10 protein-coding genes are annotated in these 12,137 nt (G+C 73.5%); 2 read left to right on the plus strand and 8 right to left on the minus strand.

All coding sequences use genetic code 11. The features are described from left to right. Positions 1-58: 58 nt before the first annotated feature. A complete protein-coding gene (locus OG618_RS12885) occupies positions 59-1,042 on the minus strand; it encodes an SGNH/GDSL hydrolase family protein (protein WP_329487528.1) in 984 nt (327 codons plus the stop codon). Positions 1,043-1,185: 143 nt separating this feature from the next. Continuing rightward, positions 1,186-2,130: a PAC2 family protein gene (locus tag OG618_RS12890; protein ID WP_329487530.1), complete on the minus strand. Its 945-nt coding sequence runs from the start codon at positions 2,128-2,130 to the stop codon at positions 1,186-1,188. A gap of 690 nt (positions 2,131-2,820) precedes the next feature. Between OG618_RS12890 and OG618_RS12895 the strand changes: the two genes are divergently transcribed. Both OG618_RS12895 and OG618_RS12900 read left to right on the plus strand, forming a co-directional pair. Then, entirely contained in the window at positions 2,821-3,549 is a 729-nt protein-coding gene (locus tag OG618_RS12895; protein WP_329487531.1) for a GNAT family N-acetyltransferase, read from the plus strand. A gap of 171 nt (positions 3,550-3,720) precedes the next feature. Further along, the gene (locus OG618_RS12900) at positions 3,721-4,716 is read left to right on the plus strand and encodes a hypothetical protein (protein WP_329487533.1); all 996 of its coding nucleotides are present in this window, start codon (positions 3,721-3,723) and stop codon (positions 4,714-4,716) included. A 104-nt stretch (positions 4,717-4,820) separates the two neighbouring features. On the opposite strand, the gene OG618_RS12905 is transcribed toward OG618_RS12900, so the two are convergent. The 6 genes from OG618_RS12905 to OG618_RS12930 form a co-directional block, all read right to left on the minus strand. Continuing rightward, positions 4,821-5,138, minus strand: coding sequence for a winged helix-turn-helix domain-containing protein (locus tag OG618_RS12905; protein WP_329487535.1), 318 nt, complete (start codon positions 5,136-5,138; stop codon positions 4,821-4,823). Further along, positions 5,138-5,638, minus strand: a complete 501-nt coding sequence (locus tag OG618_RS12910) for a hypothetical protein (RefSeq protein WP_329487537.1) — start codon at positions 5,636-5,638, stop codon at positions 5,138-5,140. The genes OG618_RS12905 and OG618_RS12910 overlap by 1 nt, the downstream gene beginning before the upstream one ends. 106 nt (positions 5,639-5,744) lie before the next feature. Then, positions 5,745-6,254: a ribonuclease gene (locus tag OG618_RS12915; RefSeq protein ID WP_329487538.1), complete on the minus strand. Its 510-nt coding sequence runs from the start codon at positions 6,252-6,254 to the stop codon at positions 5,745-5,747. Between the two features lie 387 nt (positions 6,255-6,641). Continuing rightward, complete coding sequence (ppdK, locus tag OG618_RS12920) at positions 6,642-9,350, minus strand: pyruvate, phosphate dikinase (RefSeq protein WP_329487540.1); 2,709 nt, start codon at positions 9,348-9,350, stop codon at positions 6,642-6,644. Between the two features lie 563 nt (positions 9,351-9,913). Beyond that, positions 9,914-11,020 (minus strand): tRNA dihydrouridine synthase DusB, encoded by a 1,107-nt coding sequence (gene dusB, locus OG618_RS12925; RefSeq protein WP_329492091.1) that lies wholly within the window; start codon positions 11,018-11,020, stop codon positions 9,914-9,916. Positions 11,021-11,353: 333 nt separating this feature from the next. Beyond that, positions 11,354-12,136 carry a DUF4097 family beta strand repeat-containing protein gene (locus OG618_RS12930; RefSeq protein WP_329487542.1) on the minus strand — a complete coding sequence of 261 codons (783 nt, stop codon included), beginning with the start codon at positions 12,134-12,136 and terminating at the stop codon, positions 11,354-11,356. Position 12,137: the final 1 nt, after the last annotated feature.

The raw sequence follows: 12,137 nt of genomic DNA on the forward strand, positions 1-12,137 counted from the left end.
GGCCGTCCGGCCGGGGCCGGTCCGGCACCCGGCCGGACCGGCCCCGGCTGGCGGGGGCTCAGCCCCGGACGGCCTTCAACACGGCTGCCGCCACGCCCTCCTGGCCCCTCGCGTTGGGGTGGATCGCCGCCAGCCCGGGGGCCGGGAACGGCGGCTCCACCCAGCGGGCCGCCTCGCCGGCGCACATGTCGTGACCGGCCGAGGGCGCGGCCGCGTCGACGAAGACGGCGCCCGCCGTCTCCGCGCGCCGCTTGAGCATCGCGTTCAACTGCTGCTCCTTCTCGGCGATGAAGCCGAGGTCGGCCGCGGCCAGGGCCCGGCCGAGCACCGGTGCGCAGCTCGCCGGGTCGGCCGGCAGCAGCACCGGGTAGCCGACCACGTAGACGCGGGCCTGCGGGGAGCGGCGCTTGACCTCCTGCAGCACCTGGCCCAGCCGTTCGCCGGCGGTGTCCACCTTGCGCTGCACCTGGTCGGCGGCGCCGCCGGCGGAGGCGTAGTGGTCCTTGCACGGCGCCGGCGCCCGCCCCGAGCCGATCAGGCTCTTCACCACGTCCGCCAGGTTCTCCTTGGCGCACTCGCCGACGACCTCCATGAACCCGGCGTCGTTGCCGCCGATCCCGACCGTGACCAGGCGGGTGGCCGGGGAGAGCGCGTCCAGCTGCGGCGGGTTGACCCCGCCGCCGTCGGTCTCCTGGGAGCCGGTGAGGTCCCCGGTGCGGGCACCGCTGCAGCTGACGTCCTTGAACCGGTCGTCCGCCAGGCCGAGGGCCTTCGCCACCAGGGACGGGTAGTTGACGGCCGAGCGGGCGCAGCCCCTCGGTTCGCCCACCTGCGGGGCGATCTTCAGCCCGGAGGTGTAGGAGTCCCCGAGGGCGACGTAGGGGCCGGTGGGGAGCGGGGTCGGGGTGGGGGTGGCCCGCACCGGCTCGGGGCCGCCCGGTGACCGGGCGGCGGTACCCGCGGCACCGCCGCCGCCGCTGCAGGCGGCCAGCAGCAGCGCGGCCAGCCCGGTGGCCAGAACCGCGGTCGGGCGTGTGGACACGGACATGGAATCCCCCCGGGGGCCGGAGCCGGCGACGCATCTCTTCACGGCGGCCCGTCCCCCGGGCACCTCACCGCCAACGAACGACGGCGCCCGAACTCTCCCGCCCGGGGCGGAGAGTCCGGCGGACGCCGGCGCGCGGACTACTCGGGGCCGCGCTCGTGCTCGGCCAGGAACTGCTCGAAGCGCCGGCCCAGCTCGTCCGCCGACGGCAGGTCGACCGGCTCGGCCAGCAGGCTCTCCCGGCCCTCCGCCCCCGCGACGGCGTCGTACTGGCCCTCCATGCCGCGGATCGCGGAGCGCAACTCGCCGTCCCCGTGGGCCAGCTGCTCCTCGATGTCGGCGTACACCTCGCCCACCCGCTCGCGCAGCCGGGTGCCCGGCAGCACCAGGCCGGTGGCGGACTGCACGGCCTCCAGGATCAGCACCGCGGCCGCCGGGTAGGCCGAGCGCGCCACGTAGTGCGGCACGTGCACGGCGAAGCCCAGCACGTCGTGCCCGGCCTCGGCCAGCCGGTACTCCAGCAGTGCCTGCGCGCTGCCCGGCACCTGGGCCTGCTCGAACCACTGCGGGTAGCCGGCGGCGAGGTCCAGCCGGGTGCCGTGCGGGGTCAGGCCGACCGGGCGGGTGTGCGGCACGCCCATCGGGATGCCGTGGAAGTCCAGCGTCAGCCGGACCTCGAAGCGCTCGACGAGCCGGCGCACGGCGGCGCCGAAGCGCTCCCACTCGACGTCCGGCTCGGGCCCGGTGAGCAGCAGGAACGGCGAGCCGGCCGCGTCGCGGACCAGCTGGAGGAGGATCTCCGGCGGCTCGTAGGAGGCCCAGTGCTCGCGGTCGAACAGCATGGCGGGGCGGCGGGCCCGGTAGTCCACCAGGCGGTCGTGGTCGAAGCGGGCCACCACCTGCGGCTCGCCCTCCTCCAGCAGGTGGGCGACCACCTGGCCGCCGGCCTCGCCGGCGTCCATGAAGCCCTCGAAGTGGTGGAGCAGCACCAGGCCCGCGCCGGTGTCGGCCAGCGCGGCCTTCGCCGCGGCCACGGCGGCCACGCCCTGCTGATCCAGCTCGTACAGCTCCTGGGGATCACGCACCGCGCACCCACACCCCGTTCTCTACTCGTCGACCGGTACCGGCTTGTCGTCGTCTCCAGCGTGCCGGACGCCGCCGGAATTCCCGCCGGCCGCAGCCGTCGCGCGGCCGCTTCCCCGGGGAACGCCCGGCGACCCGCCGGGGTGCCCCGGCGGCGCGCCGCGATGCCCTCCGGACCATGATCGCACCCGGCGGCAAACCCGCTGGTTACGGGCGCCCGAAGCCCCTCCCGGGCGTGCGTCCGGAAGGCCCGCGCGCCCATTCGTGTGCCGCGAGGTGACGCACCGCCTTCTGGCGGGTATCGTCCTCTCGCTGCCTCGCATCGCCGCGTCGTCGTCACGTCGTCCGTAACGCCGTCGATCACGTCCCGGCCCGGTGCTCGGCCAGTCACCCACGACGCATCTTGCCTTCATCTGGCCGCCTGCTCCCCTTCGCGCTCACGTTTCCTCTTCGGCCATCTCGCGGACGCACACTGTCCCCTCGCTCATCCCGCCGGACCGGTCCGTCGACCCGTGTCCGTTCCGGCACCGCGCTGCCCGCCTCCGGGCCGCCGCCCCCACCCCGTCCGACCGGTCCTCCGGCGTGCGCGGTCCCGGGCGGGCGGATTCCGGGGCCGGGGCGAACGTCCACGCAGCCCGAGCCGCACCCCGGCACGGGACGCGCCCTCCGACCGATGAAGGACCGATGGTTCCGTGCCCGTACCTGTCATCCTCACCGGCCGCACCGTGCGGCTGGAGCCCCTTGCCGCGCACCATGCCGAGGCCATCGCCGAGGCCGGCGCCGAGGACCGTACGACCTACGCCTTCACCCCCGTCCCGCACGGCCTGGAAGCGGCCCGCGACTACATCGCGCGCGCCCTCGCCGACCGGGCCGCGGGCCGGGCGCTGCCGTTCGCGACGGTGAACCTCGCGGACGGCCGGGTGGTCGGCTCCACCCGTTTCCTCGAACTCGACTACTGGCAGGGCCCGGTCGTCTGGCCGCCGGTGCCCGGCGTGCCGTTCGGCGATCCGGCCACGGCCGTCCCGGACGCCGCCGAGATCGGCAACACCTGGCTCTCCCCGCGTGCCCAGGGCACCGGCGTCAACGCCGAGGCCAAGCTGCTGATGCTGCGGTACGCCTTCGAGGAGTGGCGGGTGCAGCGGATCTCGATGCGCGCGGACGCCCGCAACCTGCGCTCCCGGGCCGCGATCGAGCGCCTGGGCGCGACGTCCGAGGGCGTCCGCCGGGCACACTCGCGCGGGCTGGACGGGGTGGTGCGCTCCACCGCGTTCTACTCGATCCTCGACTCCGAGTGGCCCGCCGTGCGGGACATCATCGAGCTGCGGATCGCCGCCGCCACCTCGCCGAGCGCCCCGGAACGCGCGATCAACCAGGAGTGCCTTAGACACGGCGGCGGTGCTGGGCAGCTGATCACGGCCTGACCGGCGACCCGCCGGTCGCGGCGTGCCCCAGCAGCCCGGGGCCGGCGCGGAGGGAAGTCATCGCGGCCAAGCCCACCCGGCCGACCGGCGCCGCGTCAACCCGATTGGCGGCCCGCTCCCCCGACGGGCGATGTTTCGCATACCCCCGACCCGGGCGGGAAGCACCCCGGCATGACCCGCACGGACCTCCTCGACCCCCTGCTGCTGCTCGGCGCCGACCAGCAGCACATCGTCACCCGGGCACAGCTGCGCCGGCTCGGGGTGCCGTCCGGCACCATCGCGCACCGGCTGCGGCCCGGCGGGCCCTGGCAGCAGGTGCTGCCCCGGGTGATCTGCCTGCAGAGCGGGCGGCTGACCCCGCATCAGCGGCTGCGCGCGGCGCTCGCGTACGCGGCTCCGAAGGGGCGGTCGGCGCGGCCCGGCGAGGTGCTGCTGACCGGGGAGGCGGTCCTGGCCTCGGCCGGGCTACCGTCCGCCGGGCACCCGGCGGACCTCGGGGACGTCGACGTGCTGATCGCGGGCCCGCGCCGGGTCTCGGACCGGGGCTTCGTCCGGATCCACCGGGCCGCCGGGCCGCTGCCGGGCGGGTTCGAGCGGGACGACGGGCTCTGGAGCACGACGGTCGCCCGGGCCCTGGCCGACCTCGTACCGCGGGAGGGCGGCCGGCGCCGGTTCCGGGCGCTCTGCGCGGAGGCGGTCCAGCGGCGGCACTGCGACCTCGGCGAGTTGCTGGACCAGTTGCTCACCCGGCCCGGGGCGCTCGCACTGCCGCAGGTCGCCCAGGTGGTGGAGGACCTCACCGCCGGAGTGCGCTCGGTCGTCGAGGGCGAGGCCCGTGAGCTGGTCCGCGGGGCCGGCCTGCCGGAGCCGCTCTGGAACCCGGTGCTGTTCCTGGACGGGCGCTTCCTCGCCGTCCCCGACGCCTACTGGCCGCAGGCCTGCGTGGCACTGGAGATCGACTCCCGGGCCTGGCACCTGCGCCCGGCCGACCACGAGCGCGGGCTGGCGCGGGCCAACCGCCTCACCGCCGCCGGACTCCCGGTCGTCCGCGCCACGCCGGTGCAGCTGCGGCGGGAGCCGGAGCCCGTGCTGCGGGAGCTGCGGACCCTGCTCGCCACCGGCCCGCACGGGCCGCACGCGCGGATCGGCTGGCGGCGGGCCCGGTAGGGCGGCGGGCCTGCGGGGGCGGCGGTGTGCGGGCGTAGCGACTTGCGGGCGTAGCGACTTGCGGGCGTACCGGTGGGCGGGCGCGGTCCGGTCGGCGCGTGGGCTCAGGCCGGGTCCTGGGCGGCGCCGGCGGACTCGGCCGCGGCCACCAGCCGCTGGAGTTCGGCGAGGTGGGCGGCCAGCGCCTTGCGGCCGGCCTTGGTGGCGCCGAGCCAGGTCCGCGGACGCTTGCCGACGTACCCCTTCTTCACCACCACGTATCCGGCCTCCTCCAGGGCGGCCGCCGCCTTGCTGAGCGTCGAGTCGGAGACCTCGCAGTGGTCCCGGACGGTGGCGAACTCGGCCTCGGTGCAGGCGCTCAGGAAGGCCAGGACGATCAGCCGGGTCGGGTGCTGGAGCAGGGGGTCGAGCGCGGCCGGCATCAGCGGGCCGCCGGCATCCGGCGGATCGACGCGGTGAGCCGGTCCGTGGCCACCCAGAAGGCCGCGCCCGCCGCCAAGCCCGCCGCCGCGCCCATCCAGCGCGCACCGCCGCCCGCCAGCCAGGCGAGCAGCAGGGCGGCCAGGCCCACCAGGATCACCGCGAGGACGGCCAGGACCACCGGCCGACCGATGCCGGGCGCCATGCGGTGCACGATGCCGCCCTGGTTCACGGCGACCCGGGCCAGCGCACCCGTCAGGGCGGCGAAGAGCGCCCCGAACAGCCCGCCCAGCCAGCCCATCCCGGCTCCGATCGCCTGTCCGACGCCGGTGCCGTAGACGGTGAACGCCACCGCGAAGGCCGGTCCGTACCAGCCGGGAAGGCGGCCCGGTGCCTGGGCGGCGGCCCTGGCCCGGTCGGCCAGGCGCAGCGCCTCGGCGGCGGGCAGGTCGGCGGCGGACCGGTCGGCGGCGGACGGGTCGGCGGGTTCGGCGGCGTTCATGGATCCCCCTGGAGTGCCCGGGACCCCGTGGGCGCCCCGGCGTTGCTGGTACTTCCACTATGGCATCTACTTTCCGATGTGGAAAGTACTTTCCAGAGCCGATGACTCAGCAGCGGGCGTCGATCTCCTGGAAGGAGCCGTAGTGGTCGGCCGTCCAGTACTGCTCCCCGGTACCGCCGGTGACGACGCGTCGGGCGCCGCGGTCGCCGGAGCCCGGGGTCACGACGGTGTACTCGTGGTAGTAGCCGGAGGCCTTGCGCGGGAGGCGGTTCTCCCGGTTCTCGAAGACGATGCCGTCCGAGCGGTACGGGTAGGGGCCGCCCTTGGCGATCAGGCCGAGGGTGTCGACGGCCTGGGCGGGCAGCTTGGTGCGGCAGACGTCGGCCAGCGCGGGGTCGGTGGGCACCCAGCCGCCGGCCGGGGCCGGGGTGGTGCCGACTGGCGGGGAGGACTTCGGAGCGGAGGGCTTCGGGCCGGTGGCGCTCGCTCCGGTGGAGGCGGCGACGGTGGCTTTCGGGCTGTCCGCCCCGTCGTTCGAGAGCTGGCACCCGGCGAGCGCGGCGAGCGCGCAGAGGAGGACGGCCACCAGGGCGAACAGGCGGTTCTTGCTGGTCATGCGCTCCAGCTTGGCAGCCGGCCGGGCCGTGGCCGGCCAGCCACACGCGTGGCCGCGGCCACACCCGCGGCCGCTCGTCGGGTGCGACGGGCGGGCGGCGCGGGTGGGCAGAGGAACGGTATGGCGGACCGGACGGGCAGACCCGGGCGGCCGGGCGGGCAGACCTTCGGGCAGAGTCGCCGCCGTTGCCCGCCGTTCCCCGCGGGTCTTCCGCACAGACAGACGAGCGGGGCGGGAACGGACGCCATTGTCCGTTCCCGCCCCGCTCGCGTTACGTACGCCGGTTCTCCTGCGCCGAGCTCCGGTGTACGCCCTCCCCGGTGGGAGGGGGTGCGGTCAGTGACCGCGTCGGCGGTGCCCCGGCCGATGCCTGGCCGGGGCTCCGCGTCAGCGCGAGTCGCTGCCCGCCGTCTCGATGGCGGCGCGGCCTGCCTCCAGGCGCGCCACCGGGATCCGGAAGGGGGAGCAGGAGACGTAGTCCAGCCCCACCTCGTGGAAGAAGTGCACCGACTCCGGGTCGCCGCCGTGCTCGCCGCAGACGCCCAGCTTGAGGTCGGGGCGGGTGGCCCGGCCGGCCTCGACGGCGTGCTTGACCAGCGCGCCGACACCGTCGCGGTCGATGGTCTCGAACGGGGAGACCCCGAAGATGCCCTTCTCCAGGTAGGCCGTGAAGAACGAGGCCTCCACGTCGTCCCGGGAGAAGCCCCAGACCGTCTGGGTGAGGTCGTTGGTGCCGAAGGAGAAGAACTCGGCGGCCTCGGCGATCTGGCCGGCCGTCAGGGCGGCCCGGGGCAGCTCGATCATGGTGCCGAGCTTGATGTCCAGCTGGACGCCGGTGGACTGGGCGACCTCGGCCAGCACGCGATCGCACTCGTCGCGAACCAGCTCCAGCTCCTGGACGGTGCCGACCAGCGGGATCATCACCTCGGGGCGGGGGTCCCCGCCGGCCAGCTTGCGCTCGGCGGCGGCCTCGGCGATGGCGCGCACCTGCATGCCGAACAGGCCGGGGATGACCAGGCCGAGGCGGACGCCGCGCAGGCCGAGCATCGGGTTCTGCTCGTGCAGCTTGTGCACCGCCTGGAGCAGTCGCAGGTCGTTCTCGTTCGGGTCCTTGCGGGCCTCGGCGAGGGCGACGCGCACCGAGAGCTCGGTGATGTCCGGCAGGAACTCGTGCAGCGGCGGGTCGAGCAGGCGGACGGTGACGGGCAGCCCGTCCATCGCCTGGAAGAGCTCCAGGAAGTCGCCCTTCTGCAGCGGCAGCAGGGTGGAGAGCGCGGTCTCGCGGTCCTTGTCGTTGTCCGCCAGGATCAGGTGCTCGACCTCCTTGCGGCGCTCCTCGCCGAGGAACATGTGCTCGGTGCGGCAGAGGCCGATGCCCTGGGCGCCGTAGCGACGGGCGCGGCCGCCGTCCTCGGAGTTGTCGGCGTTGGCCCGCACGGCCAGCCGGCGGCGGCCGTCGGCGTGCGACATCAGCCGGTGCACGGCCTGGACGAGACCGCCCTGGACGTCGGCGCCGGCGTGCAGGGTGCCCTCGAAGTACTCGACCACCGGGGACGGCAGGACGGGTACCTCGCCCAGGTAGACCTTGCCGCTCGCACCGTCGATGGAGACGATGTCGCCCTCTTCCAGCACCAGGCCGTCGGAGGTGGTCATCCGGCGGCGCTTGGTGTCGACCTCCAGCTCCTCGGCACCGCAGACACAGGTCTTGCCCATGCCGCGGGCGACGACGGCGGCGTGCGAGGTCTTGCCGCCGCGCGAGGTGAGGATGCCCTCGGCGGCGATCATGCCGTCCAGGTCGTCCGGGTTGGTCTCGCGGCGGACCAGGATGACCTTCTCGCCGGACCGGGACCACTTGACGGCGGTGTAGGAGTCGAAGACCACCTTGCCGATCGCGGCGCCGGGCGAGGCGGCCAGGCCCCAGGCGATCTGCTTGGACTCGGCGTTCGGCGCGAAGCGCGGGAACATCAGCTGGGAGAGCTGACCGCCGGTGACCCGCATCAGGGCCTCGTCCAGGTCGATCAGGCCCTGGTCGACCAGTTGGACGGCGATCCGGAAGGCGGCGGCGGCGGTGCGCTTGCCGACCCGGGTCTGGAGCATCCAGAGCTTGCCGCGCTCGATGGTGAACTCGATGTCGCAGAGGTCGCGGTAGTGGTTCTCGAGCTTCTGCATGATCGTCATCAGCTCGTCGTACGACCTCTTGTCGAGCTGTTCGAGATCGGCGAGCGGCAGGGTGTTGCGGATGCCGGCGACGACGTCCTCGCCCTGGGCGTTGGAGAGGTAGTCGCCGTAGACGCCGACGGCGCCCGTGGAGGGGTCGCGGGTGAAGGCGACACCGGTGCCGGAGTCCTCGCCGAGGTTGCCGAACACCATGGAACAGACGTTGACGGCGGTGCCCAGGTCGTTCGGGATGCGCTCCTGGCGGCGGTAGAGCCGCGCGCGGTCGCCGTTCCAGGAGTGGAAGACGGCGTGGATGGCGAGGTCCATCTGCTCGCGCGGGTCCTGCGGGAAGGCCCGGCCGGTCTCGCGCTGGACGATGCCCTTGAACACCTCGACCAGTTCCTGGAGGTCGGAAGCGTCCAGGTCCAGGTCGTTGACGGTGCCCTTGGCGTGCTTGGCCTCGTCCAGGGCCTCCTCGAACAGCTCGCCGTCGACGCCCAGCACGGTCTTGCCGAACATCTGGACCAGGCGGCGGTAGGAGTCCCAGGCGAAGCGCTCGTTGCCGGACTGCGCGACCAGACCGACCACCGAGGTGTCGGAGAGGCCGATGTTCAGGACGGTGTCCATCATGCCGGGCATGGAGAACTTGGCCCCGGACCGGACCGAGACCAGCAGCGGGTCGTCGGCCTGGCCGAGCTGCTTGCCCATCTCCTGCTCAAGGGCGTCCAGGTGGGCGCTGATCTCCTTGTGGAGGGAGGCGGGCTCGCTGCCGGTCTCCAGGAAGACCTTGCAGGCCTCGGTGGTGATGGTGAACCCCGGAGGGACGGGGAGGCCCAGGTTGGTCATCTCGGCCAGGTTCGCGCCCTTGCCGCCGAGAAGATCCTTGAGGTCCTTGTTTCCTTCGGTGAAGGAGTAAACAAACTTCTGCTGGGACGGCACGGGTCGGTCTCCTCGCACACGGTTGCCCTGACGCCGGAGAACATACCCATTTCGAAGGCGCTTCTGCGCCGCCAATAGGCCGTATGAGGCCGGTACCCAGTGGTAACCCAACAGATCGAATGCACGTAAAGGCGTTCACCTCTGTTGGTGAAATCGTCCGGATGACGCGAGCATTCCTTCAAGTCTTGAACTCAAGGAAACAGGAAGATCACACGAGGGGGACGCAGGGTAGCGGTCGGCGGTCCAGCGTGTTGCCCCGGCTTGATTTCCTGCACCCCGAGCACCCGATCCCGCGCCACCCCCTTCGGGAAGCGATTCCCTGCCGACCTGTCCATTTCGTCACCTGAAGGGCCGTCAGTCGCCACCGTATGTGGCAAGCGTCACGGACGCATCTCGCCCGTCGGGCGTAGGTCTCCTCCGCCGATCGTCGCACTGCGTCCGGATTCGTGCTCTTTCCGTGATACTCGTACACCGAAAAGGAGCCCTCTTGTCCAGATGGGACAAGAGGGCTGGGCCGCGGTGGCGAGGGGTCGCCGAGCGCCATTTTTGCCTAAGCGGCCAGATCAACCGCCAGAGGTGTCCGATTCGGCGTCTGCACTGGGAAGAGCGCAGTCATACGGATCGTCCAACCAGCCTTCCGGCAGAACCACCCGGTTGTTGCCGCTCGTCCGCCCGCGCGGCCCGTCCGCGCCGGCCGGCCAGAGCTGCGACTGCTCCACCATGGACAGGGTTTCGGCCAACTCGGCCAAGGAGGAGGAGTTCGCCAGCTTCACCCGCAGCTCGGAGCCGACCGAGAAGCCCTTGGTGTACCAGGCGACGTGCTTGCGGAAGTCGATCACGCCGCGGGTCTCGTCCCCCAGCCACTCCCCGAGCAGCTGCGCGTGGCGCACCATCGCCCGCGCCACGTCGGCGAAGCTCGGGCGGGCGTAGTCGACCTCGCCCTCGAAGATCGAGACCAGGTCCTTGAACAGCCACGGCCGGCCGAGGCAGCCGCGTCCGACCACCACCCCGTCGCAACCGGTCTCGCGCATCATCCGCACCGCGTCGTCCGCCGACCAGATGTCGCCGTTGCCGAGCACCGGGATGTGCGCCGGGACGGACTCGCGCAGCCGGGCGATCGCCGACCAGTCCGCCGTGCCCCCGTAGTGCTGGGCGGCGGTGCGCCCGTGCAGGGCGATGGCGGCCACGCCCTCCTCGGCGCCGATCCGGCCCGCGTCCAGGTAGGTGAGGTGGTCGTCGTCGATGCCCTTGCGCATCTTCATGGTGACCGGGAGGTCCCCCGCGTTCGCCACGGCCTCGCGCAACAGCTCGCGCAGCAGGTTGCGCTTGTACGGCAGCGCCGATCCGCCGCCCTTGCGGGTCACCTTGGGGACGGGGCAGCCGAAGTTGAGGTCGATGTGGTCGGCCAGGCCCTCGTCGGCGATCATCCGGGCGGCCTTGCCGACGGTCACCGGGTCCACTCCGTACAGCTGGATCGAGCGCGGCTTCTCGCTCGCGTCGAACTTGATCAGCTGCATGGTCTTGGCGTTGCGCTCGACCAGGGCCCGGGTGGTGATCATCTCGCTCACGTACAGGCCCTTGCCGCCGCTCTGCTCGCGGCAGAGGGTGCGGAAGGGCGCGTTGGTGATGCCGGCCATGGGTGCCAGGACGACCGGCGGCCACACCCGCATCGGGCCGATCGTCAGCGGCGCGAACTCGGAGCTGGTCGCGGGCGCGGCGGCGGCCGCGGGCTCGCCGGCGGCCGCGTTCGCGGCGGCGGGGGCCGTGGCGGGCGCGGGCGCGGGCGCGGATGCCGTGGCGGACGCGGTGGTGTCGAGCGGGGCTGTCATGCGCGGCTGACCTCGTGGACGGGGGCTCGGGACTCTTCATTGTCCCCCACCGCGCGCCGGGGCCGGTCGGCGCTGCTCACCGGGCCCTTCCGGGGGCCGGGCGGTGGGCCTTTGGCCGTGGGCCTTCGTCCGTGGGCCCGCGTCCGTGGGCCCGCGTCCGTCGGCCCTTGTCCGTCAGCCCGCCGCGGTGACGATGCGCACCGAACCCGATGTAGTCACCACCCGGACGGTGTCGGAGCTGGTGGAGTCGGCCAGCTCGGGGTCGATGTGGCGGTCGCCCGGACCGGCGGCGCCGCTGAAGTCGAAGGCGTACCGGGAGCCCTTCGGGAGTCCGATCGCCACCGACCCGGAGGTGGCACCGGCGTCCACCAGCTGCGGCGGCCGCACGAAGCCCAGGTCGATCTCCCCGGAGAAGGCTCTCACCTCCACCCGCGGCGACCCGAGGCCGGCGGCCTTCAGCTCCCCGGAGGTGGTGCGTGCGTACACCTGTCCGGAGAGCCCGGTCAGCCGGATCGTGCCCGAGGTCGCGGTGAGCCGGACGTCCCCGGTGAGGTCCCGGACCTCCAGGGCACCGGACGTCCCGCCGCCGGACACCGACGCCGCGGCCGGCACCTCCAGATCGATCGAGGCGCCGCAGCCGACGTCCACCGCAGGCAGCAGCTGGTTGCAGCGCATCCGGACGGTGAGGACGTCCCCCTGGAAGATCGCCGAGACCGTGGGCTTGCGGACCGTCCAGTCCAGGTACTGCCTCATCGTCACCCGTCCGGGGACGCCCGGCTTGATCCGGACCTCCGCCGTCCCGGTGTCCAGCTCCACCCTGGTCACCGCGACCTGGTAGGAGTGCTCGGACACCGCCTTCTGCTGCACCACCACCGCCCAGGTCTGCACGGCGCCGAACAGCATGGCGAAGGCCAGCGTGAGCGTCCCGGTGATCTGCCAGGCCCGACGTGCGCCCACG

The organism is Kitasatospora sp. NBC_01246, from assembly GCF_036226505.1.
Lineage (GTDB): Bacteria > Actinomycetota > Actinomycetes > Streptomycetales > Streptomycetaceae > Kitasatospora.